This is a genomic window from Aromatoleum evansii (assembly GCF_012910805.1).
Lineage (GTDB): Bacteria > Pseudomonadota > Gammaproteobacteria > Burkholderiales > Rhodocyclaceae > Aromatoleum > Aromatoleum evansii.
The window spans coordinates 25,161-51,041 of sequence record NZ_WTVK01000029.1 but is presented as its reverse complement, the minus strand read 5'-3'; the positions used below and the strand labels follow the sequence as shown (position 1 = coordinate 51,041).

The window sequence follows — 25,881 nt, the reverse complement described above, 5'->3', positions numbered from 1 at the left end:
ATGAACGTCTCGGCGTGGTCGATCCGCAACCCGGTTCCCGGCGTGCTCCTGTTCATCCTGCTGAGCATGCTCGGCATGCTGTCTTTCGACCGGATGAAGGTGCAGAACTTCCCGGACATCGACCTGCCCATGGTCGTGCTCACTGCGAGCCTGCCCGGCGCGGCCCCTGCGCAACTCGAAACCGAGGTGGCACGCAAGATCGAGAACTCGATCGCAACGCTGCAGGACGTCAAGCACATCTACACGCGCGTCCAGGATGGGGTCGCGACGGTCACGACCGAGTTCCGGCTCGAGAAGCCTACCCAGGAAGCCGTCGATGACGTCCGCGATGCCTTCTCGCGCGTACGTTCCGATCTGCCCGGCGACCTGCGCGATCCGGTCATCCAGCGCTTCAACCTCTCCGGCCTGCCGATCGTCACCTACACCGTCGCCTCTGCAACCCTGGACGAGGAAGGGCTGTCGTGGTTCGTCGACAACACGGTTGCGAAGGCCTTGCTCTCCGTGCCGGGCGTCGGCCTCGTATCGCGCGTCGGTGGAGCCACGCGCGAGGTGCGCCTCGAACTCGACCCCGACCGGCTGCTCGCGCTCAACGTCACCGTGGCCGACATTTCCCGCCAGCTGCGGCGGATCCAGCTCGAATCGTCCGGGGGACGTGCCGATCTGGGCAGCGGCGAGCAGGCTGTCAGAACGCTGGCGACGGCGCTGAGTGCCGCGGAACTCGCGGACATGGAGATTGCGCTGAGCGACGGACGCAATGTGCGCCTCGGCAGCCTCGGCAGGATCGAGGACGCCGTGGCCGAACGGCGCTCGGCAGCGCTCCTGGACGGCAAGCCGGTCGTCGGTTTCGAGATCGTGCGCGCACGCGGCGCCGGCGAAATCGAGGTCGCCGAAGGTGTCGCCCGACGCATCCACGAACTTGCCGCGGCACATCCCGACATCACCTTCCGCGAGGCCTACAACTTCGTCGATCCGGTCCGCGAGGGCTACCACGGTTCCCTGTGGCTGCTCGCCGAAGGGGCGATCCTCGCCGTGATCGTCGTGTGGTTCTTCCTGCGCGACTGGCGCGCGACCTTCGTGGCGGCAACCGCATTGCCCCTGTCCGTGCTGCCCGCACTGATCGGCATGGAATACCTCGGCTTCACCATCAACGTCGTGACGCTGTTGTCGCTGTCGCTCGTGATCGGCATCCTCGTCGACGACGCGATCGTCGAGATCGAGAACATCGTGCGCCACCTGCGCATGGGCAAGACCCCGTATCAGGCGGCGATGGAAGCGGCCGACGAGATCGGGCTCGCCGTCATCGCCACGACCTTCACCCTCGTCGCCGTGTTTCTTCCGACGGCCTTCATGAGCGGCATCTCCGGCAAGTTCTTCAAGCAGTTCGGCTGGACCGCGTCGCTCGCGGTAATGGCTTCGCTGCTCGTCGCCCGCATGCTCACCCCCATGATGTCTGCCTACATGCTGCGCCCCGTCCCGCCCAGGGCGCACGAAGGGCGGCTCACGACGGCCTACCTCGGCTGGGTGCGTGCGTGCCTGAACCATCGCTGGGCCACGATGCTCGCGGCGACCGGCTTCTTCGTCGGCTCGCTCGCCCTCATTCCTCTCCTGCCCACGGCCTTCATGCCGCCCGACGACCTCGCGCAGACGCTCGTGTCGATCGAGTTGCCGCCGGGAAGCCGCTTCAACGAGACCTCCCGTGCGGCCGAACAGGCCCGCGCGATCATCACGCAGAACCCGCACGTCAAGCAGGTCTACACGGCGGTAGGAGGCGGCAGCGCGGGCGCGGACGCCTTCAACGTGGGTGGCGCACCCGAGGTGCGCAAGGCCTCCCTCACGATCAACCTGACCCCGCGCGGCGAACGCACCGTCACCAAGCAGCAGATCGAGGAGCAACTGCGTCAGGCCTTGCGCAGTCTACCCGGCGCGCGCGTGCGCGTCGGACTCGGCGCCGGCGGCGAGAAGTACGTTTTCACGCTGATCGGCGACGATCCGGCGGTGCTGTCTCGCGCGGCACGGGAAGTCGAACGCGACCTGCGGTCGATCCGTGGCATCGGCAACGTCACCTCCAGCGCGAGCCTCGTGCGTCCCGAGGTCGTCGTGCGCCCGGATTTTGCCCGTGCAGCCGACCTCGGCGTCACCGCCGCGGCGATCTCGGATTCGCTGCGCATCGCCACCGCCGGCGACTACGATTTCGGCCTCGCCAAGCTCAACCTCTCCGAACGCCAGATCCCCATCGTCGTTCGCCTGCCCGAAGCGGCGCGCGGCGATCTCGAACTTCTCGCGCGCCTGCCGGTTCCCGCACGCCAAGGGAACGTCATGCTCGGCAATGTCGCGGACATCAGCGTCGAAAGTGGCCCGTCCGAGATCGCCCGCTTCGACCGCCGCCGCAACATCAACTTCGACATCGAGCTCACGAGCCGGCCGATGGGCGAGGTCGAGGCCGAAGTCCAGGCGTTGCCCTCGCTGCGGTCGCTCCCCCAGGGCGTGATCTGGCTGCCCATCGGTGACGCCGACGAGATGCGCATCCTGTTCAAGAGCTTCGGCCTTGCGATGCTCACCGGCGTGCTCTGCATCTACCTCGTGCTCGTCCTGCTGTTCCGCGAATTCACCCAGCCCGTGACCATCCTCGCTGCGCTGCCGCTCGCGCTGGGCGGCGCCTTCGTCGCCCTGCTCGTCGCCGGCAGCAGCTTCTCGATGCCCTCGCTGATCGGCCTGATCATGCTGATGGGGGTCACCAGCAAGAACTCCATCCTGCTCGTCGAGTATGCGATCGTCGCGCGACGCGATCACGGCATGTCCCGCTTCGATGCAGTCATCGACGCCTGCCACAAGCGCGCCCGCCCGATCATCATGACGACGATCGCCATGGGCGCCGGCATGCTGCCGATCGCGCTAGGCTTGGGCGTTGATCCGTCCTTCCGCGCCCCCATGGCGATCGCGGTGATCGGCGGCTTGATCACCTCGACCTTCCTCAGCCTGCTGGTGATCCCGGTCGTCTACTCACTCGTCGACGACATGCTCGCGCGCTGGCGCAAGCGCCATGAGCGGCGCACCACCCCGCGCGACGGCAATGCGGTGGCAGACGCGCACGAACTGCGCTCCTGACCGCGCAGAATAGCGAACGGGCCGCCCGCGGGCGGCCCGTTCATTTGCGCATCCGGCACGGCGCGGCAAGGCGCCGTCCGCCGTCAGAAATGTTCGCCCATGATGCGGCGGTAGAACTCGTGGAAGTGTTGCATCCCGTCCTCGTACGGCGACTGGTAGGGCCCGACCTCGTTTCGCCCCTCCTGCAGCAGCGCCCAGCGGCCGCGGTCCATGCGCTCGCCGATCACGTCGTCCTCGATCGCCGTCTCCATGTAGGCCGCCTGCTCGGCCTCCACGAACTCGCGCTCGAACTCCACGATGTCTTCCGGATAGTAGAACTCGACGACGTTGGTCGTGCGGTTCACATCCTGCGGAATGAGCGTGCTGACCACCAGCACGTGCGGATACCACTCCACCATCACGTTCGGATAGTAAGTGAGCCAGATCGCCCCTTGCTGCGGGCGCTTGTCACCGTAGTAATCGAGCACCGCCTTGTGCCACTTCTGGTAGGTCGCCGACCCCGGCTTCGCGAGCGAGGTGATTCCCACGCGCTGCACCGAATACCAGTCGCCGAACTGCCAGGTCAGGTCGTCGCAGGTCACGAAGTTGCCCAACCCGGGATGGAAGGGCACGACGTGGTAGTCCTCCAGATAGACCTCGATGAAGGTCTTCCAGTTGTACTTGCACTCGTGGATCTCGACGCGATCGAGTTTGTAGCCGGAGAAATCGTACTGCTCGGCCACGCTCATGCCGGCGAGATCGGTTGCGGCCGAGCGCGGGCCGGCGAAGAGCAGGCCGTTCCAGTTTTCGAGCGCGTCGCGCTTGAGATTGAGGCAGGGGTTCTCGGCGAAATGCGGCGCGCCGAGCAGTTCGCCCCGCTGGTCGTAGGTCCAGCGGTGGATCGGGCAGACGATGCGGTCGGCCTTGCCCGAACCCTCGAGCATGATCGCCTGGCGATGGCGGCAGATGTTCGACAACCGATGAACGCCGTCACCGGTACGAAACAGAAGCTTGGAATGGTCGAGCCACTCCAGGGAACGATAGCTGCCGACCTCCGGCACCATCAGTTCATGACCGACATAGCCCGGCCCGGCCTGGAACAACAGACGTTTTTCGAGTTCGAAGATGCTTTCGTCGAAATACGCCGACACCGGCAACTGAGACACCGCCGGGGACAATTTGGCCTTGGAAGCAAGGTCGGACACCCCCGAACCTCCCATGAAAAGTCAAGAAATTCGGAAAAACCAGCAGAGCATTTTATGCGAGAAGTAATTTGACCGCCAGTAGCGCGATCGGTTACTTTTCTCCCTTTTACTGGCCCCGCTTCGAGTCATGGCAAAGACGGCAAACTCGCCGAAATCCTTCGAATCGGCCATCGCCGAACTCGAATCGATCGTGCAGGAAATGGAAACCGGCAACATCACGCTGGAACAGGCGCTGGAGCACTACCAGCGCGGCGCCGGCTTGCTGAAATACTGCCAGGCGACCCTGCAGGCAGCCGAGCAGCGCGTGCTCCAGCTCGAGAACGGCGCGCTCGCACCACTCGACAACCCCGAAGACAGGAGGAGTCCGGAGTGAGCGGGAATCATTTCGCCGCCTGGATGGAAGCCATCCAGCAACGCACCGAAATCGCCCTCGGCGCCATCCTCCCCGAAGCGTCCATCGCCCCGCAGCGCCTGCACGAGGCGATGCGTTACGCCGTACTGGGCGGCGGCAAGCGCGTGCGTCCGCTGCTCGTGCACGCGGCGGGCCAGCTGGCCGGCGCCGCCCCCGCACGCCTGGATCGCCTCGCCTGTGCCGTGGAACTCATCCACGCCTACTCCCTCGTCCATGACGACCTGCCGTGCATGGACGACGACGTCCTGCGCCGCGGCAAGCCGACCGTGCACGTCGAATACGACGAAGCCACCGCCCTGCTCGTGGGCGACGCCCTGCAGGCCCTCGCCTTCCAGGCCATCGCGGAAGACCGCGTGAGCGACAATGCCGCCGTGCAGCTCGAGATGGTCACCCTCCTCGCACGCGCCTCAGGCTCGCGCGGCATGGCCGGCGGCCAGGCCATCGACCTGGGCGCAGTGGGCAAGCAGCTCACGCGCGAAGAACTCGAATTCATGCACATCCACAAGACCGGCGCCCTGATCCGGGCCTCGGTGCTACTGGGCGCGCAGGCGGGCGCACCGCTCGCTCCCGAGGCACTCGCCCGCCTCGACCGCTACGGCAAGCTCGTCGGCCTGCTGTTCCAGGTCGTCGACGACATCCTCGACGCCCAGGCCGACACCGCCACCCTGGGCAAGACCGCCGGCAAGGACGCGGAACACAACAAGCCGACCTACGTCACGCTGCTCGGCCTGTCCGAAGCACGCACGCTGGCCGACGTCCTGCTCGCCGACGCCCGCGACGCCATCGCATCCTTCGGCCCCGCGGCCGCAAGGCTGGACGAACTGGCGAGTTTCATCGTCCACCGCCGATTCTGAATTGCGCCCTGCCGGACATCAAAATGCCTCAGTACCCCCTGCTGCACCGCATCGACTCACCGTCCGACCTGCGCCGCTTCGACCGGCGCGACCTGCACGCCCTCGCGACCGAGTTGCGCGCCTTCCTGATCGAATCGGTATCGAAGACCGGCGGGCATCTGTCCTCCAACCTCGGCACCGTCGAGCTCACGATCGCGCTGCACTACATCTTCAACACCCCGGACGACCGCATCGTGTGGGACGTCGGCCATCAGACGTACGGCCACAAGATCCTGACCGGGCGCCGCGAAGCGATGAGCGGGCTGCGCCGGTTCGGCGGCATCTCGGGCTTTCCGCGGCGCTGCGAAAGCGAGTACGACACCTTCGGGACGGCGCACTCCTCGACCTCGATCTCGGCCGCGCTTGGCATGGCGGTGGCCGCGCGCGACCGCGGCGACAGCGAACGCCGCTCGATCGCGGTCATCGGCGACGGCGCGATGTCGGCCGGCATGGCCTTCGAGGCGCTCAACAACGCCGGCGATACCAGCGACGTGAACCTGCTGGTGATCCTCAACGACAACGAGATGTCGATCTCGCCGCCGGTCGGCGCGCTGACCAAGATCCTCGCGCGCATGCTGTCGGGCAGCACCTACAACGCCGCGCGGCGCGCCGGTGAGAAAGTCCTGGGCGTTGCCCCGCCCATGCTCGACTTCGCGCGCAAGGTCGAGGAACACGTCAAGGGCCTGATCACCCCGGGCACCCTGTTCGAGGAATTCGGCTTCCACTACTACGGACCGATCGACGGCCACGACCTCGACGCGCTCATCCCCACGCTGCAGAACCTCAAGAAGCTCAATGGCCTGCAGTTCCTGCACGTGATCACGCGCAAGGGCCAGGGCTACAAGCTCGCCGAGGCCGACCCCATCCTCTACCACGGTGTATCGAGCTTCGACCACCGTGCAGGCATCCAGAGCGGCAAGGGCGGCGGCAAGCTCACCTATACCCAGATCTTCGGCGACTGGCTGTGCGACATCGCCGCGCGTGACGACAAGGTCGTCGGCATCACGCCGGCAATGCGCGAAGGCTCGGGGATGGTGCGCTTCGCGAAGGAATTCCCCGACCGCTACCACGACGTCGGGATTGCCGAGCAGCACGCGGTCACGTTCGCCGCCGGTCTCGCCTGCGAGGGCTTCAAGCCCGTCGTCGCAATCTACTCGACCTTCCTGCAACGCGCGTACGATCAGCTGATTCACGACGTCGCACTGCAGAACCTGCCCGTCGTGTTCGCGATCGACCGTGCAGGCATGGTCGGAGCCGACGGCGCCACGCACCATGGCGCCTTCGACCTGTCCTACCTCGCCTGCATCCCGAACATGGTCGTGATGACGCCGGCCGACGAGAACGAATGCCGGCAGATGCTCTATACCGCCTACCGGCACAGCGGCCCCACGGCCGTGCGCTATCCGCGCGGCAGCGGGATGAACGTGCGCCCCGAGACGACAATGACCGAACTGCCGCTGGGCAAGGGCGAAATCCGCCGCCGGGGCCGGAAGGTCGCCCTGCTCGCCTTCGGCAGCCTGCTGACCAACGCGCTCCTCGTCGGCGAGGAGCTCGATGCGACGGTCGCAAACATGCGCTTCGTGAAACCCATCGACACGGCGCTGATCGAAGAATTGGGCACGAGCCACGAACTGATCGTGACACTGGAGGAGAACGCGGTGATCGGCGGCGCGGGCTCCGAAGTGGCGCGCGTGCTCGAGAGCCTGCCCCACCGTCCCCGCCTGCTCAGGCTTGGCTTGCCGGACCATTTCGTCGATCATGGAGACCAAAGCCAGCTGTTCGAACAGGTCGGGTTGCACCCCGCGGGGATCCTGAGCGCCATTGAGCGCATCTATGTGCGCAATAGCTGAGCGAATTTGTCGGGAAATGGTAGCATTGCCCGGCTGAACCAAACAGAGAAAGCGACATGAAATCCCACGAGAGCCACGCCATCCCTGACGTCCAGAACGCCAACGACAGTCGTCAGCTGGCCATCAACAAGGTTGGCATCAAGTCGATTCGCCACCCCATTCGCGTCAGCGACAAGAGCGGCGGCGTGCAGCACACGATCGCGACCTTCAGCATGTATGTCGGGCTTCCCCACAACTTCAAGGGAACCCACATGTCGCGCTTCATCGAGATCCTCAACGGCAACGAACGCGAGATCTCGGTCGAATCCATCGAGCCGATGCTGCGCGAGATGGTCAAGCGCCTCGAGGCCGAAACCGGCCTCATCGAGATGAGCTTCCCGTACTTCATCAACAAGACGGCCCCGGTCTCCGGCGTCCAGAGCCTGATGGACTACGAAGTCACCTTCCTCGCGGAGATGCGCGAAGGCGGCGAGTACGTGTTCGAGATGAAGGTCGTCGTGCCGGTCACGAGCCTGTGCCCGTGCTCGAAGAAGATCTCCGAATACGGCGCCCACAACCAGCGCTCGCACGTCACTGTCACCGCACAGACCAACGACTTCCTGTGGATCGAGGAGCTGGTGCAGCTCGTCGAAAGCCAGGCCTCGTGCGAACTCTACGGCCTGCTCAAGCGCACCGACGAGAAGTTCGTGACCGAGCGTGCCTACGAGAACCCCAAGTTCGTCGAGGACATGGTGCGCGACGTCGCCGGCCTGCTCAACGCGGAAAAGCGCATCGACCGCTACGTCGTGGAATCGGAGAACTTCGAATCCATCCACAACCACTCGGCCTACGCGCTGATCGAACGCGACAAGCGCCGCGACGCCTGATCGGCGACAGCCGAATGCAAAACGGGAGGCCGCTCACCGCGGACCTCCCGTTTTGCTTTATTTCGCAGCGGCCCGCGAACGGGCACGGATGCGTCAGTCGCGTGCGGGCACCAGCATCTCCGCCTCGCCCTCCAGCACCACCTTGCCGCCCACCGAGCACACCGTGTCGAAGATCGCACGGCGCTTGGGCGTGTTCAGCTCCTTCAGCGTGACGCGCGCCACCACCGTATCGCCCGGCTTCACCGGCGCCTTGAACTTGAGCGTCTGCGACAGGTAGATGCAGCCCGGCCCGGGCAGCTTGTTCGCGAACAGTGCCGAGATGTAGCTGGCCGACAGCATCCCATGCGCAATGCGCCCACCGAACATCGAGGCCTTGGCGTACTCGTCATCGAGATGGGCCGGATTGCAGTCGCCGGATACTCCCGCGAACATCAGGATATCGGCATCCGTCACGGTGCGGCCGGTCGCCGCGCTCATGCCCACCTTCAGATCCTCGAAGCGGTATCCGAGAAACTCGGAAAAATCGCGCGTTTGTTCAGTCATCTCAGTCAGTTTCCCCTGATTCCCCATGCGGGGTACAACGATTGCGCCCGGTACGGGCTTTGTATTTATGGAAACAGCCGGCCCGACCGTCCGGGCTCGACCCCGACAGCATAACCCAGACGGCACGACACACATGTGACAGACGGCAAGCGCTTTACCCGCGCCGGGCAAAGCGGAAGCACGATGACTAGCCCCCGTGGTCCCGCTCGTACGTCGAAGGACTGACCCCCGCATGGGCGAGATATTCACGCAGCTGCTTGATGTCCTGCTTCGTGCAGGCGCTGCCGTGGTGCGGATAATGCAAAAATCCCTCGACCTTGTTGAGTACGATGCGGAAACGCGCGCCGTGCGCCGGCTCGATCGTCGCTCCGAGGTGATTGAGCAGCGATTCGATTTCGCGCCAATGGATGTTGGCGCTGATCGGATCCTGAAAGATCGCGCGCAACAGCGCGATATGCTTGTGGCTCATGATCGGACCTCCTTCGCTTGCGCCCGGTCCGCGTGATTTGCTGCCGGGCCCTGCCCTCAGTCGCCCCGCCGGTCATCGTCCCACAGATCGGGACGGTAAAGTGCGCGACGCTCGAGGCGCTGCTGGATGCGTTGCGCCGTCGACATTATCCCAATCGCGTGATGAGCGGCGAGCATTCGCGCACGCTCCGACAGTTGTCGGCGCCGCGGCGGAAAGTCGCGCCCCTTGCATGCGAACGCAATGCGGTTGCTGTCGTGCTCGGCGCCGATCGCGACGAAGCGATCCTCGAAGCTCTCGCGGATGCGCGACGCGTAGAGTCCGTAACGCCGATCTCCAGACCAGAGATTCACCGCCATGACCCCACCGGGGGCGAGCATCGAGTGACAGTCGTCGTAGAAGCCAGCCGTACACAGGCGTTCGGGCTGCCCACCACGGTCGAAGCCGTCGATAAGCAACACATCGGGAGCATGTTCACGCGCGCGGACGTAGTCGGCACCATCGGCACACACCACGCGGAAACGCTCGCCGTCTGGCGGAACGCCGAAGGCATCGCGCAGCGCAATCACGCGCGGATCGATCTCGACGGCGGTAAAACGAACATTCGGGAGGGTGCGCAGACAGTACTTCGCCAGCGACCCGCCCCCAAGGCCAATCATCACGACCTCGCGCGGCTGCGGATTGAAGAGCAGGAAGCCCATCATCACCCGCGTATAGTCGATCTCGAGCGCATCAGGAGCGTCAAGCCGCATCTGGCTCTGCACCGTTAGCGCCTCGAAATGCAGCGCGCGCATGCCATCCACCTGGACGACATACGGCCCCCCCTCGTCGCCCGACTCCGATGCGAGAGCGCCGTACCGCAGCAGGGAAAGCTGATCGAGCGTCATTTCCACACACCGACCATCGGATGACCGGCGTTTCCGAATGTGCGTCACCGTGTTGACGACGATGGTAACGCGCAACGAACCCGCCTGCATCTTCCGGGCCCGAAAACGACAAGACCGCCGAGCGGCGGTCTTGTCTGGAATTATTGGTCGGGGAAAGAGGATTCGAACCTCCGGCCCCTGCGTCCCGAACGCAGTGCTCTACCAGGCTGAGCTATTCCCCGACGCTTTGCGGTAGTCAGTGATCTCTACCAACTGCAAAGTCCGATAATTGTAGCAGCGCTTCTTTGAAAATGGAAGGGGGCAATACAGAAAGCGCATCGGTGGCCAGCTTTGCCTCGGCGCGCGCATAGCGACGCGTCTCCTCCAGCGCCCCGGATTCGTGGATCGCGACCAGGATGGCCTCGAAGTCGTCGCGCCCGCCGGTCTCGATCGCCTTGCGCACGAGCGCCGCCTGCTCAGGCGTGCCGTGCCGCATCGTGTGAATGAGCGGCAGTGTCGGCTTGCCTTCGGCCAGGTCGTCGCCGAGGTGCTTGCCGGTCGCAGCCTCGTCCGAGGAATAGTCGAGCACGTCGTCGATCAACTGGAAGGCCGTACCGAGGTGCATGCCGAAGGCCGCGATCGAGGCTTCCGTCTTTTCGTCCGCACCGCCCAGGATCGCCCCCAGGCGAGTCGCGGCCTCGAACAGCTTGGCGGTCTTGTAGCGGATCACGCGCAGGTAGTCGTCGATCTCGACGTCCGCGTTGTGGCAGTTGAGCAGTTGCAGCACTTCACCTTCGGCGATGATGTTGGTCGCATCGGCCAACACCTGCATCACGCGCATGTTGTCGACGCCGACCATCATCTGGAAGGCGCGCGTGTACAGGAAGTCGCCAACCAGCACTGAAGCGGCATTGCCGAACATTGCGTTGGCAGTCTTGTTGCCGCGCCGCAACTCCGACTCGTCCACGACGTCGTCGTGCAGCAGGGTCGCGGTATGGATGAACTCCACGACCGCTGCAAGCTGGTGGTGGTTCGTCCCCTGATATCCCATCGCGCCTGCGGCGAACAGTACCAGCGCGGGACGCATGCGCTTGCCGCCGCTGTGGATGATGTACTCCGCAACCTGGCGGATCAGGACGACGTCGGAATGGAGACGCTGGCGGATGACCGCATCGACCGCCTGCATGTCGGCGGCGATCGGCGCGTAGAGCTGCTTGGTTGACAAGATGAAGCGCCCGGCGGAACAAAAGGAAGATGGTAGGGGGGCGGGCGGCGTGCCGTCAAGAATCGCACGCGGAGCGCAGGTGGGCGCTCACCGGCCCGGCGGCCGGACGATATCTGGGCGGTCGCTGATCACGCAGTCCACACCCCAACCGAACAGGGTGTCGGCCCGCCCTGGATCGTTGACCGTGTAGGTCACGACCCATAGTCCGGCCTCGCGCGCGGCAGCGACGCAAGCTGCATCGAGGTGACGGTGGTCGGCATGCAGGGCGGCTGCGCGCAGCCGGCGGCAGCGTGCGAGCCAGTCGGACGGCACGGTCTCGACCAGCAGCCCGCGGCGCAGGCCGGGTGCGAGCTTCGCCGCGATTTCGAGCGCCGGTTCGGAAAACGAGGACAGCAGCACCATGTCGGGCGCGGCGGCCCACAGTGTGCGCGCACGACGCACGACCCGCTCCGCCGTTTCCGCGTCGGTTCCGTGCGACGGCTTGATCTCGAGGTTCACAGCCAGCCCCAGCGCCTGACAGCGGGCCGCAGCGAGGTCCAGACAGGGAACGGGCTCCCCCGCAAAGCGCGGGCCGAACCAGGAGCCGGCATCGAGGGCGAACAGGACGTCGTCGGTCGTATGCGCGACCGGTCCGTAGCCGTTGGTGGTGCGCTCGAGTGTTTCGTCGTGGATCAGGACGGGCGACGCGCTGCCATTGAGCATCACGTCGAATTCCACGCCGCGGCAGCCATTCGCGGCGGCGGCGGCAAGCCCGGCCAGCGTGTTCTCCGGCGCGAGCGTTCCGCCGCAACGGTGCGCCAGCACCGCGGGGAGTGGAAACTCCGGGCGGTGCATGGCTGGTTCAGCGCGGAACCGGGAACATCGCCTGGACGCGCGTTACCGCGTTGTCCAGCGCTTCCTTGGCCGGCTTGCGGTCGGCCCACACGGCGCTCAGCTCCTCGTCGAGGATGCCCAGCACGCGCGCGCGACCGATGAAGCCGGACGCGCTCGAGTCCGGTGTCGCCGGCTTGTTGCCGAGCTGCGCGACGGCGACCTTGACGTTCTCGAGGTCTGCGCCGAGAACGTCGCTCTGGGCGGCAAACAGGCCCGCGCGGTTGAGCGGCAGATAGCCGGATTCGCGCTGCCAGGCGATCTGGTTTTCCGGTTGCAGCCAGAAGGCGACAAAGCGGGCGACGCCCTTGTATTCGGCCGGCTTCTTGCCCGCCGCGACCCACATTGCGGCACCGTCGGCGAGGGTGTTCTGCGGGGCGCCCGGGAAATCCTCGTGATACGGCAACGGCGCGATGGCGATGTCGAATCCGGCCTTGCGGCGGAAATCGGTCCAGCTCGACGACGGTGCGGCAATGACTGCACACTCGCCCGACGCGAAGCGCTGCTCGGCCTCGGCCTGGGCGTCAAAGGTGTGGAGGTAGCGGGCGCGATGCCAACTCGCCATCATCGCGACGTGCTTGACCTGCAGCATGCCGTTAAAGGCGGGGCGCTCGACCTTTCCCTGGCGCGCCGCGACCGGCTCGTTGTGCCAGGCACTGGTATTGCCGATCATGACGCGTCCGGGCTGGGACACGGTGTAGGGGCATTTCGACCCCGCATCGAAGAGCTGGCCGAGGGCCTGCTGCAGGTCGAACCAGGTCTTGGGCGGCGTATCGGGATTGAGCCCCGCGCGCTGGAATTCCTTGCGGTTGATGTACATGACGGGCGTCGACAGCCCCACTGGCAGCGCAAGCAACTGGCCCTTTGCGTCCGTGAGGGTGCGATCCATCATTGCGGGCGGCTTGAGCGTCTGCAGCGGCACGCCGGCTTCGCGCATCACGCTGGAGAGAGCCTTGTAGCGGGGCTTGCCGTCGGCGAGGAACTGGTCTTCGGCGCTGCCCTCGAGGATCGCCATGTGCGGCGCGTCCGTGTCGCTCCAGCTCGCAGCCTTGACGACGAGACGATAATCCTTGCTTCCTTCGTTGAAGCGCGCTGCGATCTTCTGCAGCGCCTCTTCGCGCTCGGGGCTGAGCTGATGCACGAGCCGGATCTCGGTCGGCCCCGCCGGTTCTGCGGCCGCCTTGGCAGGCTTGGCCTTCGCAGCCTGCGCAGCGACCGGAAATCCGACACACACCACCGCGGCAATACCCGCCACGACACCATTGCGCAACATGCGAGCCAAAGGCTTCATCCCTGCTTCCTTAACGACCGTAGAATTCCAAAGAACACATTATAAAACCCTTCCACCCTGTCGGCCCGGGGCGGGACTCGAACATTGCGTCAAGATTTTTCCTCCACGGACGTTATAAGGGGAGAACCCCTTGACCGGTACAAGGTAAGCCCATGCTCGCGCAACGTGTAACCCCTCTTCTCCTGCTCCTGAGCCTCAGCGCCTGCGAGCAGCTGAGCAACGCGCTCGACCTGCCCGACCCGCAGAAGACGGCCGCCCTGGCGGAGGCCGAGGGGAAGGCGATCGGAGGCGCGTGCCGGCACGCCGGCCGCTCGCTGGAAGACTGCTATGCACTCAACGCCAAGGCGCAGAAGGCAGCCATCTTCGCAGGCTGGCGCGAGATGAACGACTACATGACGCAGAACAACCTGCCGACCGTCCCGTCGCAGGTCGCCCACCCCCAGGCGCCAACCCCCGCAGCAGCCATGCCGGCAGCCGTCGCTGCCAGCGCCACGGCCGATGCCGGCACAGCCGCAGCGCCGGCCGAAGACCGCACGGCGAAACGCCCGCGCGCGGTGCCGTGACCGCGTCGTGATGACTCCCTGCATGCCGCACGAGCGCCGGATGCATCCCGGCGCTTTGCGGCGCCCCCGCCGCGGCTTATCATCCGCAGCCATTCGATAACCGCACACAGCGCGGGCTTTCCCGCTGCGAGTCCCTCCCCATGTCCCTGTCCCCGTCGCCGCGATCCGGCTTTACCGCCAACGGCCTTCTTGCACTCTGTCGTTCCGGCTTCGAGAAGGAAACCGCGGCCGAACTCGATGAATTCGCCGCCGGACTCGGGCTGATGGGTTTCGTGCGTGCCCAGCCGGGCAAGGCCTTCGTCGTGTTCGAAACGCCCGAACCGGTGCCCTTCGCGGAACTGGCCGAACTCTGCGACTGGCGCAGCCTGATCTTCGCCCGCCAGCTCCTTCCCTGGTTCGCGCGCATCACCGACCTGCCCGAGCGCGACCGCGCGACGCCGATCGTCGCTGCGGCGCGTGCCAGCGGCCAGCGCTTCGCCGACCTGTTGCTGGAGACCCCCGACACCGACGAGGCGAAACAGCAGTCGGGCTTCTGCAAGCGCTTCACGGCCCCGCTGCAACGCGAGCTGGACAAGGCCAACACCTTCCGCGAACGCGCAAAGGGCCTTCCCGCGCTGCACGTGCTGTTCTCCGACGCCCACACGGCCTGGCTGTGCGCCGCCTTGCCCGGGCGCGCAGCGCTGTGGCCGATGGGTATCCCGCGCCTGCGCATGCTGCGCGAAGCGGCCAGCCGCTCGACCCTGAAGCTCGCCGAGGCCTTCTTCACGCTGCTCACCGAAGATGAACGCACTGCAAGCCTGCGTCCGGGTCTGCGCGCCGTGGACCTCGGCGCCGCACCTGGCGGGTGGACCTGGCAGCTGGCGCACCGGGGGCTGCGCGTCACCGCGATCGACAACGGCCCGATGGCACCGTCGGTGATGGCCACGGAACTGGTCGAGCACGTGCGCGCGGACGGTTTCACATGGCGCCCGCCACGCCCGGTGGAGTGGCTGGTGTGCGACATGGTCGAACAGCCGACGCGCGTCGCTGCGCTGATGGCCGACTGGATCGGCGCGGGCCGATGCCGCCGCGCGATGTTCAACCTGAAGCTGCCGATGAAGAAGCGCCTCGAGGCGGTCGAGCAGTGCCGCACGATCATCGCCAAGCGCCTCGGGCCGCACGGGCCATTCGAGCTTCGCATGAAGCACCTCTACCACGACCGCGAAGAGATCACCTGCTACCTGGCGCTGAAGAATCCGGGCGGTACTTGAGCGCCGCGTGCCGTCGGGGGCGGCCCACTCACTGCATCGCAACAAACGGGCGCGATCGTGCATGTATAATGCTCGTTTTAAAGCACCCGGCCTGCCGGTTGGCGCGAGCCCTTTCCGGAACCCCTGCGTTCCGGTCTCCGTTCCTCCAGTCGCCTCTTCTGGCGTCGCGCCCGACGCGACAGGCCCCCATGGAAGATAGGCGCCTATGAGCTTCGCCGACCTCGGGTTGAATCCCGAGTTGTTACGCGCTGTGGCCGACACCGGCTACACCACCCCTACCCCGATCCAGCAGCAGGCCATCCCTGTCGTGTTGTCCGGCCGCGACGTGATGGGCGGTGCGCAGACGGGTACCGGCAAGACCGCCGGCTTCACGCTGCCGCTGTTGCAGCGTCTTTCCCGCCACGCCAGCACTTCGACCAGCCCCGCGCGCCACCCGGTGCGTGCGCTGATCCTCGCGCCGACGCGCGAACTGGCGATGCAGGTGTTCGAGTCGGTGAAGACCTACAGCAAGTACGTCCCGCTGCGCAGCACCTGCATCTATGGCGGCGTCGACATGAAGCCGCAGATCCAGGAACTGCGCAACGGCGTCGAGATCGTCGTCGCCACGCCTGGACGCCTGCTCGACCACGTGCAGCAGAGGACGATCGTGCTGAACCAAGTCGAAATGCTGGTGCTCGATGAAGCGGACCGCATGCTGGACATGGGCTTCATCCCGGACATCCGCCGCATCCTCGACCTGCTGCCCGCCTCGCGCCAGAGCCTGCTGTTCTCGGCGACCTTCTCGGACGAGATCAAGAAACTCGCCGACCAGATGCTCAAGGAGCCGCAGCTGATCGAGGTCGCACGCCGCAACATGGTGTCGGAGACGATCACGCACCGCGTGCACCCCGTGTCGGCCGGCCTCAAGCGCAACCTGCTTGCGCACATCCTGCGCCACGAACCGGACACCCAGGCGCTGGTGTTCGTCGCAACGAAGATTGAATGCGGGCGGCTTGCGCACTTCCTCGAGCGCCACGACATCGCTGCCGACGCGATCCACGGCGACAAGGGCCAGGCACAGCGCACCGAGACACTGGAGGCGTTCAAGTCGGGCAAGCTGCGCGTGCTGGTGGCGACCGACGTTGCCGCGCGCGGACTGGATATCGACGACCTGCCTTCGGTGATCAACTTCGAACTGCCGCACACGGCGGAAGATTACGTGCACCGCATCGGCCGCACCGGTCGCGCCGGTCGCCAGGGGCGCGCAGTGTCCCTCGTGAGCGCCGAGGAGAAGCACCTTCTCGCCGAGATCGAGAAACTGATCAAGCTGCAGATTCCGCAGGAAGCGGTGCCGGGTTTCGATCCCGAGCCGGACTTCCACGACGCAGGGACGCGCGGCAGGGGCCGCCGCAGCCCGTCCGGGAAGACGTCAGATGCGCCACGCGAGCCGGCACCGAGCGTCCGCAGCACGCCCCCCTCCCGCAACGTCGACACGCGCCGCCGCGGCAAATCCATGATCGCTGCCGACGGTTTCGATTTCAGCAAGCCCTACGAACCGACCACGCCCGTCGCAGCGACCAGTGCAAGCCTGCAGTCGACGGAAACCGCGGCCGAGAAGCGCGGCGCACCGCCTCGCCGCCATGCGCGCCCGATCGCGGTCCTGCTGGGCGGCCTGGGGCGCAAGTAAGCCCTTGCGCGGGCGGCTGCCGCCCGGGGCCGCGCCGATGCGCATCGTACGGCAATCGGGCGGAATTGGGGGTTCCCTTGCCGCCTATTCGGGGCAATCGTTGCGATACGTTCGAGTATTCTGGGTCTACGCCGAAACGCCGCCCGAATACGTGGAATGACCGCCCCCATGAACGCTGCCCGTCGCCCGCAGGGTAACGAAAACCCCGAAGAAGAGCCCTTCATCCCGGACCTCTCCGAAGGCGCGGAGACGGGGCTCTACCTTGCCCTCTTCGAACTGATCGACGAGGGCCTGATCATCACGGGCGACGAGGTGGTACTGGAGGCCAACAGTGCCGCCTGCCGCCTGCTCGAACGCGACTATCGGCAACTTGCAGGGAAGCCTCTCGCCAACCTTTTCCCTTCCGAACGCGATTTCCTCGATGCACGCGCCCGCCTCTTCATCCAGGGCGAGATGCGCGGCAGCCTGCGCGTGTCCTTGCCGGGCGAGCGGCATCGCGACCTGCGCTTCGTCGCCGCGGCACGCATCCGGCCCGGCATCCACGCGTTGATCCTGAGCCCCGACGTCATCGCCGAGGCGTACGCAAGCACCACATTCGACGAGGCACCGGCAGTGGATGCGCTGTGGCCGCGCCTCGCGGCGGCACTGGAGCAGCCGGTTATCGTCATCGACGAGCGCGACCGCATCGCAGCTGCGAACGCGGCAGCCCTAGGCGCATTGGGACTCACCCGCGGAAACCTGATCGGGCAGGCCGTTGCGGACTGCCTCGGCATCGACTGGCCAGCCGCGGATGCGGCACAGATCGCACGCCTCAAAGTGCCGGGCCGCACAGGCGAGATCACCGCGCGCGTACTCGCCGGACCGAAACCGGACTGGCGTCTCCTGCTCCTGCCGCCCGCACGACACGGCGCGGCACCGGAAGATGCACCGGCCGCGCCAGGCGACAGCGTACTGGAACGCATGTTCGTCGATAGCCCCCTGCCGACCTTGCTCTGCGAGGGGCCGCAGCTGCGCATCCTCGCCGCCAACGCTGCGGCGGCCCGCGTATATGGCTACTCGCGCGAAACCCTATGCACGATGGAGATCGGCGCGCTGCGCACGACGCCGGGCGACGGCCGGCACGCCGGCGAACCGGGAATCTGGCAGCACCGGCGTTGCGACGGGACCACCTTCGATGTCGACATCGTCACGTATGCGCTCGACGCGGCCGCCCACCCGGGCCTCACGGTGGTGATGCACGACCTGCCCGAGGCGCCCCTCCTGGCGTTCGAGACGCGCTTGCGCCAAGCGGTCGACCTGAGGCAGTTGGACGTCCATTTCCAGCCGCTGGTCGATGTCCGCGACGGCACCGTACATGCCGGCGAAGCCTTGCTGCGTTGGCATCATCCGGAACTCGGGACGATTCCCTTCCAGCGCTTCGCCGGAGTCGCGCGCGATGCTGGACAGCTCGTGCGCATGGGCGACTGGGTGCTGCACGCAGCCTGCACGGCGGCGGCGGCATGGCCGCAGCATGAAGGCCGCGACGTGCGCGTCGTCGTGAACGTGGCGCTCGAGCAGCTGCTGCAAGGCAACCTTGGGGAACGCGTGCACCACGCGCTGAGCGCGTCTGGCCTGGATGCCGAGCGGTTGGAACTGGATCTCGACGAGCGTGTGCTCAATGACGAGCACACCCGCCTGATCGACATGCTGCAGTCCATCGCGGAAAGCGGGGTACGGCTGGCGATCGACGATTACGGCCGTGGCCTGTCGTCGATTCCCCGCCTCAAGCGCTACCCGTTGAACGCGCTGAAGCTCGACCACCTTCTGGTGCGCGAGGTGGGCATCCGCGAAGACAGCGAGGCCATCGTCGAGGCGATCGCCGGCATGGCCGGGATCCTCGGTCTGGAGGTGCTCGCGCGCGGCGTCGAGACCGAAGCACAGGAAGCATTCCTGTCTGCGCTCGGCTGCCGACTGCAGCAAGGACCGCTCTTCGGGCAGCCGATGACCACCGGCGCCTTCGGCGCTTTCCTCGCCTGAGGCGGGGCAGTCAGTAAGCGAGCAGCGTGCGGCAGGTTTCCGCGCGGCCAGTGATGCGGCTGAAGCTCTCGAGCTGCGCCTTCACGAAATCGTCCGGCACGCGCTCGTCGGCGCAATAGTCGCGCAGTTGCAGCGCGTAAGCGAGGTTCTGAAGGTCGCTCCGGGTGCGCGCCAGCGCGGGATAGCGGTAGCCGGTGGTGTCGCGGAAGGAGCGATCCGGTTTCGCTGTATCGGTTGCGGCAACAGGCGCTAGCGACACGTCCGCCTGGACGGTCGAGGTCTGCGCGGGCAGGACCGCGGAAAACAGCAGGGCAAAACTCGCAAGCAGGGCACGCCGCAGCATCGGCCAGTCCTCGCCAATCACCGGTTCCCGATATTACGGCACGCCACACCGGGAAATGAAGCGGCCTGCGCCCTTTCGGGAGCCGCAGGCCGCTTCCAGAGGATGCTCAGACCTCCAGCGCCTTCACATGGGTGATGACCTCGCCGATGATCTGCTGCGCACTGCCGTACAGCATGCGGCAGTTGTCCTTGTAGAACAGCGCGTTCTCGATGCCCGAGTAGCCCGCGCCCTGGCCTCGTTTGACGACGATGACGTTGTGCGCCATGTCGACGTTGAGGATGGGCATGCCGTAGATCGGGCTCGACTTGTCGGTGCGCGCGACCGGGTTCACGACGTCGTTCGCGCCGATCACCAGCGCCACGTCCGCCTGCGGGAAGTCGGCGTTGATCTCCTCCAGGTCGAAGATCTTGTCGTAGGGCACGCCGGCCTCGGCCAGCAGCACGTTCATGTGGCCGGGCATGCGACCCGCGACCGGATGGATCGCGAACGCGACGTCGACGCCGCCTTCCTCCAGCAACTGCGCCATCTCCCACACCTTGTGCTGCGCGCCGGCCACCGCCATGCCGTAACCGGGGACGATGATGACCTTGGACGCGTAGCGCATGACGGAGGCCGCATCGAGGGCGGACAGTTCTTTCATCGTGCCTTCGATCGCCTCGCCACCGCCTGCCGCTGCACCCGAGAGCGGCGTGAAGATGACGTTCCTGATCGGACGGTTCATCGCCTTGGCCATGAGCTGGGTGAGCAGCGTACCGGACGCGCCGACGACGATGCCCGCGACGATCAGCGCCGGGTTGCCGAGCACGTAGCCTTCGAAGCCGACCGCGAGGCCCGTGAAGGCGTTGAGCAGCGAGATCACGACCGGCATGTCGGCGCCGCCGATAGGCATCGTCAGGATCGCGCCGAGCACGAGCGCGACGACGAAGAACGCGATAACGATGACGGCGGGCGGAGTCTCGGTGACGATGATCGCCAGGCCGAGCACCACGGCGAGCCCCGCGAGCACGATGTTCACGAGGTTCTGCTGCGGCAGACGCCAGGTCTTGGTCATGATGCCCTGCAGCTTGGCGAAGGCGACGCACGAGCCCGAGAACGCGACCGAGCCGATCAGCGCCCCCAGGACCGCGAGCGTCGTCGCGGTGACGCCGTGCGTGCCGCCGCGGGCGAACTCGAGCGCCGCGATTGCCGCCGCCGCGCCGCCACCCATCCCGTTGTAGATCGCGACCATCTGCGGCATGTCGGTCATCTTGACGACCTTGCCGCTCCACCACGCGACCGCGCCGCCGGTGACGATGGCGGTGATCATCAGGCCGTAGTTCTGCATGCCCGGGGTGTAGAAGGTGACGAGGGTGGCCGCGATCATCGCGTAGCCGGCCCATACGATGCCCTTGCGCGCGGTGACGGGCGAGCTCATCGCCTTCAGGCCGAGGATGAACACCACGGCGACCGCGAAATAGGCCAGCTGGATCACGCCGCTCATTGCGCACCTCCAGTCTTGGACTTGAACATCGCGAGCATGCGCTCGGTGACGACGTAGCCGCCGGCAGCGTTGGCAGCGCCCAGGAACACCGCGACGAAGCCTATGACGAGCTGCGTCGGATCCTCCGGGTCGGCGTGGCCGAGCACGACCATCGCACCGACAAGCACGACACCATGCACGAAGTTGGAACCCGACATCAGCGGGGTATGCAGGATCACCGGCACGCGCGAGATCACTTCGTATCCCGTGAATGCGGCCAGCATGAAGATGTACAGCGCAGTAATACCTTCCACGTTTGCGTCCCCCTTACAGTCCCAGAACCTGCTTCACACCCGCGTGTCGCAGCTCGCCCGCGTGGGTGAGGCAGCAGCCGGCCACCACTTCGTCCTCCCAGTCGAGCACGAGCTCGCCGTCCTTGATGAAGGGGGAAATGAAGTTGTAGAGGTTCTTGGCGTACATCTCGGACGCATGCACGGGCATGCGGCTGGCGATGTTGGTGGGACCGATCACGAGCACGTCGCCCACCCAGGTCTTTTCGCCGGCGACGGTGCCTTCAACGTTGCCGCCGGAGTCGGCCGCCATGTCGACGACGACCGCGCCCGGCTTCATGCGCGCAACCATGTCTGCGCTGATGATCCTCGGCGCCTTCTTGCCGGGAATCGCCGCGGTGGTGATCAGCGCGTCGCATCCGGCCACCGCTTTCGCGAGGCGCTCGGCCTGCTTCGCCTTCTCCTCGTCGGTGAGCTCGCGCGCATAGCCGCCGGTGCCGGCCGCGGAGACGCCCGTGTCGACGAACTTCGCGCCCAGCGACTCGATCTGTTCGCGCGTCTCGGGACGCACGTCATAGGCCTCGACCATCGCGCCAATACGGCGCGCGGTGGCGATCGCCTGCAGGCCCGCAACACCTGCGCCGATCACCAGCACCTTGGCCGGACGAATGGTACCGGCCGCATAGGTGAGCATGGGGAAGAACTTGGGGCTGTGGTCGGCCGCGATCAGCGCGCACTCGTAGCCGGCGACTGCGCCCTGGCTGGAGAGCACGTCCATGCTCTGCGAGCGCGTGATGCGCGGCAGCAACTCCAGCGCGAAGCTGGTGATCTGCTTCTCCATCAGCTGTCGGGCGCGCTCCGCACTAGACCAAGGCTGCAGCATCCCCAGCAGCACCGCTCCCGGCTTCATCGCCGCGATGAGCTCCGCCGAGGGGGGCTGCACGCACAGCACGGTATCAGCTGCGGCGCACACCTCGACGCCGTTCGAGGCGAGCTGGACCTCTCCGAACATGTCGTCGCGCAGGTGCGCCGGCATGCCCGCGCCGGCCTGGATCACGACCTTGGCACCAAGGCCAAGGTATCTCTTCACTACATCGGGAACGACCGACAAACGTCGCTCGCCGGCAATCGCTTCCGCTGGCACTCCGATCAACAGAGCCATTGGCTGTCCTCCCAGACTGGGTTGGTAAATGTGTACGCTTGCGCGGGCCAACTCCGACGGCGGACATAGATACACTGCGGCCGACTGCTCCGCAGCGCAATTTCCGTTTTCGACTCTCCGATGATCCGCGACTGAATCTGCAGGTGCTGGCGCCATCACCTGTTCTGTTTTCTTGATGCAAACTGCAAATCCCTTGCAATTTGCAGGGGGCGCTTGACGGATAATACCGATTGCCATTTACAGCGCAACCTGTTCCTGCAAGAAAATTCCCGATGAAGACGTCACGCAACAGCACCCGCAGACGCAAAACGATGGCGATCACGACGGCGAAGGCGGGCCTTCCGCCGGGCTCGCTGGTCCACGTCGGCGCGGTGAAGACCGATCGCCCCGAGATCACGCTGATCGCTTACGACGAAAACGGAATCGAGGAGAAACGCTTCGCGAGCATCGTCGAATCGCGCGATTACAAGCCGGCGCACGGGCGCCTGTGGCTCAACGTGCACGGCCTGCAGGATGCCGAGATCCTCGGCGAGATTGGTCGGCGCTTCCACTTGCATCCGCTGGTGCTCGAAGACATCCTGAACACGCACCAGCGACCGAAGATCGAGGACTACGGCAACTACCTCTACTGCGTCCTGCGCGTGTTTGAGTACGACGCGGCGTCGCGCACGCTCGGTTCCGACCAGATCAGCGTGGTCCTGGGGGAAAACTTCGTCCTGACCTTCCAGGAACGACGCACGGGCATCTTCGAGCCGATCCGCGAGCGCCTGCGCGTCCCCCAGGCACCCGTGCTGAAACGTGGCACCGATTACCTCGCGTACACCCTGTTCGATGCGGTCATCGACCGGTATTTCATCGTCGTCGACCGGCTCGGCGACACCGCCGAACAGCTCGAGGACGATGCGCTGGCCAGTCCGACCCCGACACTGCTGCGCACGATCAATCTGGTGAAACACGATACCCAGCTGGTACGACGGGCGATCTGGCCGCTGCGCGAGGTCCTGAACGGTCTGCTGCGCGGAGAAAGCGCCTTCTTCCAGCCGGAAACCCGCCTCTACCTGCGCGATGTCTACGACCACACCATCCATGTGATCGAGACACTGGATGCCGTGCGCGAACTGCTCGGCGATCTGATGGATATCTACCTGTCAGCCGTCAGCAACCGCCTGAACGTCGAGGTCCGCATCCTCACGGTGTTGACGACACTCTTCCTGCCGGCGACGCTCATCAGCGGCATCTTCGGCATGAATTTCGAATGGATGCCCCTGATCGCCGACGCACGGGGCTTCTACATCGCACTGGCGATGATGGGCGGGGTCGCTACCGCGATGGCCGCAGCGTTCTGGCGGCGCAACTGGCTAAGACTGTGAAGCGGGCGCCTCGACGAGCTTGATCAGCGCGAGGGAGATGTTGTCGCCCGCGCCCGCCCCGCGCTTGCGCGCGCGTTCGACGAGCACCTCGGCGGCGTCGCGGGCGCGGCGCGAGCATACTTCGGCGGAAATCTCCGCATCCGATAGCAGGCCCCACAAGCCGTCCGAGCACAGCAGGAAACTGTCCCCGGCCTGCGGCTGCACCGCCTGACCCAGGCACACCTCGGGAGGCCTTTCGCTCCCCAGGCAGGACAACAGGACATTGCGCCGGGGGTGGATGCGGGCACCGGCGTCGTTCAGCTGTCCCTTGCGCTGCAGGTCGCCGACGACCGAATGGTCCTCGCTGCGAGCCACCACGCGATTATCGCGAAAGTGATACAGACGAGAATCCCCGCAATGCGCCCAGCGTATCTCGCCGGGCTGCAGCACCAACACGACCGCGGTGCTGTGCGGCTCCTTCTCACTCGTCAGCCGCGTGAGACGGATGATCAGGTGAGCGTCGTTGACGATGGTGTTCAGCAGGCTTCCTGCATCCTCCGAGCGCGGAGAATAGTCGTCGAAGTTTTGCCGCGCCTTGAGCAGCACCTGCTCCGCCGCCATCGCACCGCCGGTATGCCCGCCCATGCCATCGGCAAGCACCGCCATGAGCATCCCGCGCTCGCGCGGATGGGCAAACACGCCCACACGATCCTGCTGTTCGCGCCGATCTCCGATATGGCTCGCAACGCAGGTTTCCACTGTGATTGGCATGGGCGAATAGGCTCGTTCTTTTGCGCCGATATTACAGTGACTACCTACTTAGCGGTAGATCGCGGAGCACCACCTTGCATGCGCACGTGACGAGGTTCACACCCGAATCGGGACATCGCCCCCTCCGACGGTCTGTCACGTTCATTGCCGCTCGGCAAGGGCGGCGCGCCCCTGACGGAGCGCGCCGCAGACGCTTACAGCGGGAAGCCGTTGAGGCGGCTGTCGACCAGTTCGACCCAATGCCGCACCGGCGTCGTGGTACCCGCCTGGAGATGGGTCATGCAGCCAATATTGGCCGAAGCGATCATCGTCGCGCCGCCTTCACCCAGCGCCGCGAGCTTGTTCGCGCGCAGCTGTTTCGACAGTTCCGGCTGAAGCAGCGAGTAGGTGCCCGCCGAACCGCAGCACAGGTGGCCGTCGCGAACGGGCGTGAGCGTGAAGCCGGCGGTCGTCAGCAGGCTCTCGACGACACCGCGGATCTGTTGGCCGTGCTGCAACGTGCAGGGGGACTGGAAGGCCACCGCCACGGCCTCGCCACGCCGCGTCCTGAGCAACTCCTGCAGCTTTTCCCCCTCGGCCGCGACGATCTCGCTCACGTCGCGCGTCATCGCCGAGATCCTGGCAGCCTTCTCGGCATAGGCCGGATCCTGAGCGAGCAGGTGCCCGTAGTCCTTGACCTGCACGCCGCAGCCCGAGGCCGTCATCACGATCGCTTCGACCTCGCCACGCTCGACCGCCGGCCACCACGCGTCGATGTTGCGCCGCGCATCGTCGCGCCCGCCTTCCTGGTCGTTGAGATGGAAGCGCACGGCGCCGCAGCAGCCTGCCCCCGGCTGCTCGACAAGGGAGACGCCGACGGCGTCGAGCACGCGCGCGGTCGCGGCATTGATCGACGGCGCCATCGCGGGCTGCGCACAGCCGGCCAGCGCGATCATGCGCCGGGCGTGGCGCGGCTTCGGCCAGGGACCGCTGGGACGCGCATCCGGCACCTTCTCCTTCAGGGCTGCGGGCAGCAGTCCGCGCACCGCGCGGCCGGCCTTCATTGCGATGCCGAACACGTCGGCACGCGGCACGAACTCGCGCAGCGCCCAACGCTTGGCCGCCTCGGCACCGCTGCGCGGCACGCGCTGTTCCACGATGTGGCGGCCGATGTCGGCGAGCCGGCTGTAATGCACGCCCGACGGACAGGTCGACTCGCACGAGCGGCACGTCAGGCAGCGGTCCAGGTGCAGACGCGTCTTCTCGGTGACATCGTGGCCTTCGAGGAGCTGCTTGATCAGGTAGATGCGCCCGCGCGGCCCGTCGAGCTCGTCGCCGAGGAGCTGGTAGGTCGGACAGGTGGCGGTGCAGAAGCCGCAATGCACGCAGGCGCGCAGGATCGCTTCGGCCTCGCGCCCTTCGGGCGTGTCCTTGATGAAATCGGCAAGTTGGGTCTGCATGT

At 66.1% G+C, this 25,881-nt stretch carries 23 protein-coding genes and 1 tRNA gene; 10 read left to right on the top strand and 14 right to left on the bottom strand.

The window, feature by feature from the left end:
- Entirely contained in the window at positions 1-3,105 is a 3,105-nt protein-coding gene (locus tag GO615_RS15695) for an efflux RND transporter permease subunit (protein WP_169129702.1), read from the top strand.
- An 83-nt stretch (positions 3,106-3,188) separates the two neighbouring features.
- Here the strand turns inward: GO615_RS15695 and GO615_RS15690 are convergent, their stop codons facing one another.
- The gene (locus tag GO615_RS15690; RefSeq protein ID WP_169129700.1) at positions 3,189-4,289 is read right to left on the bottom strand and encodes an SRPBCC family protein; all 1,101 of its coding nucleotides are present in this window, start codon (positions 4,287-4,289) and stop codon (positions 3,189-3,191) included.
- A 127-nt stretch (positions 4,290-4,416) separates the two neighbouring features.
- On the opposite strand from GO615_RS15690, the gene xseB reads away from it, so the two are divergent.
- The 4 genes from xseB to folE2 are packed head-to-tail and all read left to right on the top strand — an operon-like array spanning position 4,417 to position 8,310.
- Entirely contained in the window at positions 4,417-4,662 is a 246-nt protein-coding gene (gene xseB, locus GO615_RS15685; protein WP_169129698.1) for an exodeoxyribonuclease VII small subunit, read from the top strand.
- A gap of 23 nt (positions 4,663-4,685) precedes the next feature.
- Complete coding sequence (locus GO615_RS15680) at positions 4,686-5,555, top strand: polyprenyl synthetase family protein (RefSeq protein ID WP_169129748.1); 870 nt, start codon at positions 4,686-4,688, stop codon at positions 5,553-5,555.
- 23 nt (positions 5,556-5,578) lie between these two features.
- The gene (gene dxs, locus GO615_RS15675; protein WP_169129696.1) at positions 5,579-7,444 is read left to right on the top strand and encodes a 1-deoxy-D-xylulose-5-phosphate synthase; all 1,866 of its coding nucleotides are present in this window, start codon (positions 5,579-5,581) and stop codon (positions 7,442-7,444) included.
- Between the two features lie 56 nt (positions 7,445-7,500).
- Complete coding sequence (folE2, locus tag GO615_RS15670; RefSeq protein ID WP_169129694.1) at positions 7,501-8,310, top strand: GTP cyclohydrolase FolE2; 810 nt, start codon at positions 7,501-7,503, stop codon at positions 8,308-8,310.
- Between the two features lie 93 nt (positions 8,311-8,403).
- Here folE2 and GO615_RS15665 read toward each other — a convergent pair whose 3' ends face one another.
- The 7 genes from GO615_RS15665 to GO615_RS15635 form a co-directional block, all read right to left on the bottom strand.
- On the bottom strand, positions 8,404-8,853 hold the full coding sequence (locus GO615_RS15665; RefSeq protein WP_169129692.1) for a MaoC family dehydratase: 450 nt from the start codon (positions 8,851-8,853) through the stop codon (positions 8,404-8,406).
- Positions 8,854-9,040: 187 nt separating this feature from the next.
- A complete protein-coding gene (locus tag GO615_RS15660; protein ID WP_169129690.1) occupies positions 9,041-9,322 on the bottom strand; it encodes a type II toxin-antitoxin system HicA family toxin in 282 nt (93 codons plus the stop codon).
- 56 nt (positions 9,323-9,378) lie between these two features.
- The gene (locus tag GO615_RS15655; protein WP_169129688.1) at positions 9,379-10,206 is read right to left on the bottom strand and encodes a spermine/spermidine synthase domain-containing protein; all 828 of its coding nucleotides are present in this window, start codon (positions 10,204-10,206) and stop codon (positions 9,379-9,381) included.
- Between the two features lie 144 nt (positions 10,207-10,350).
- Positions 10,351-10,427: transfer RNA gene (locus GO615_RS15650), tRNA-Pro, on the bottom strand.
- Positions 10,428-10,441: 14 nt separating this feature from the next.
- Positions 10,442-11,410 (bottom strand): octaprenyl diphosphate synthase, encoded by a 969-nt coding sequence (gene ispB, locus GO615_RS15645; protein ID WP_169129686.1) that lies wholly within the window; start codon positions 11,408-11,410, stop codon positions 10,442-10,444.
- Between the two features lie 87 nt (positions 11,411-11,497).
- A complete protein-coding gene (gene ugpQ, locus GO615_RS15640; RefSeq protein WP_169129684.1) occupies positions 11,498-12,244 on the bottom strand; it encodes a glycerophosphodiester phosphodiesterase in 747 nt (248 codons plus the stop codon).
- A gap of 7 nt (positions 12,245-12,251) precedes the next feature.
- Complete coding sequence (locus GO615_RS15635; protein ID WP_211167154.1) at positions 12,252-13,571, bottom strand: extracellular solute-binding protein; 1,320 nt, start codon at positions 13,569-13,571, stop codon at positions 12,252-12,254.
- A 152-nt stretch (positions 13,572-13,723) separates the two neighbouring features.
- Between GO615_RS15635 and GO615_RS15630 the strand changes: the two genes are divergently transcribed.
- The 4 genes from GO615_RS15630 to GO615_RS15615 all read left to right on the top strand — a co-directional run bounded on the left by GO615_RS15630 (position 13,724) and on the right by GO615_RS15615 (position 19,066).
- A complete protein-coding gene (locus GO615_RS15630; RefSeq protein ID WP_169129682.1) occupies positions 13,724-14,134 on the top strand; it encodes a hypothetical protein in 411 nt (136 codons plus the stop codon).
- 140 nt (positions 14,135-14,274) lie between these two features.
- The gene (gene rlmM, locus GO615_RS15625; protein WP_169129680.1) at positions 14,275-15,384 is read left to right on the top strand and encodes a 23S rRNA (cytidine(2498)-2'-O)-methyltransferase RlmM; all 1,110 of its coding nucleotides are present in this window, start codon (positions 14,275-14,277) and stop codon (positions 15,382-15,384) included.
- 205 nt (positions 15,385-15,589) lie between these two features.
- A complete protein-coding gene (locus GO615_RS15620) occupies positions 15,590-17,050 on the top strand; it encodes a DEAD/DEAH box helicase (protein WP_169129678.1) in 1,461 nt (486 codons plus the stop codon).
- A 168-nt stretch (positions 17,051-17,218) separates the two neighbouring features.
- Complete coding sequence (locus GO615_RS15615; protein WP_246262314.1) at positions 17,219-19,066, top strand: sensor domain-containing phosphodiesterase; 1,848 nt, start codon at positions 17,219-17,221, stop codon at positions 19,064-19,066.
- 10 nt (positions 19,067-19,076) lie between these two features.
- Here the strand turns inward: GO615_RS15615 and GO615_RS15610 are convergent, their stop codons facing one another.
- The 4 genes from GO615_RS15610 to GO615_RS15595 all read right to left on the bottom strand — a co-directional run bounded on the left by GO615_RS15610 (position 19,077) and on the right by GO615_RS15595 (position 22,320).
- A complete protein-coding gene (locus tag GO615_RS15610; protein WP_169129674.1) occupies positions 19,077-19,409 on the bottom strand; it encodes a hypothetical protein in 333 nt (110 codons plus the stop codon).
- 106 nt (positions 19,410-19,515) lie between these two features.
- Positions 19,516-20,889, bottom strand: coding sequence for an NAD(P)(+) transhydrogenase (Re/Si-specific) subunit beta (locus GO615_RS15605; protein WP_169129672.1), 1,374 nt, complete (start codon positions 20,887-20,889; stop codon positions 19,516-19,518).
- Positions 20,886-21,182 carry a proton-translocating transhydrogenase family protein gene (locus GO615_RS15600; protein WP_169129670.1) on the bottom strand — a complete coding sequence of 99 codons (297 nt, stop codon included), beginning with the start codon at positions 21,180-21,182 and terminating at the stop codon, positions 20,886-20,888. Before GO615_RS15600 ends, GO615_RS15605 begins: the two co-directional genes overlap by 4 nt.
- Before the next feature lie 13 nt (positions 21,183-21,195).
- The gene (locus GO615_RS15595; RefSeq protein WP_169129668.1) at positions 21,196-22,320 is read right to left on the bottom strand and encodes an NAD(P) transhydrogenase subunit alpha; all 1,125 of its coding nucleotides are present in this window, start codon (positions 22,318-22,320) and stop codon (positions 21,196-21,198) included.
- Between the two features lie 311 nt (positions 22,321-22,631).
- On the opposite strand from GO615_RS15595, the gene corA reads away from it, so the two are divergent.
- Positions 22,632-23,690: a magnesium/cobalt transporter CorA gene (gene corA / locus GO615_RS15590; RefSeq protein WP_169129666.1), complete on the top strand. Its 1,059-nt coding sequence runs from the start codon at positions 22,632-22,634 to the stop codon at positions 23,688-23,690.
- On the opposite strand, the gene GO615_RS15585 is transcribed toward corA, so the two are convergent.
- On the bottom strand, positions 23,679-24,440 hold the full coding sequence (locus GO615_RS15585; RefSeq protein ID WP_169129664.1) for a PP2C family protein-serine/threonine phosphatase: 762 nt from the start codon (positions 24,438-24,440) through the stop codon (positions 23,679-23,681). The genes corA and GO615_RS15585 overlap by 12 nt on opposite strands.
- Before the next feature lie 194 nt (positions 24,441-24,634).
- Complete coding sequence (gene glcF / locus GO615_RS15580) at positions 24,635-25,879, bottom strand: glycolate oxidase subunit GlcF (RefSeq protein WP_169129662.1); 1,245 nt, start codon at positions 25,877-25,879, stop codon at positions 24,635-24,637.
- Between the last annotated feature and the right edge of the window lie 2 nt (positions 25,880-25,881).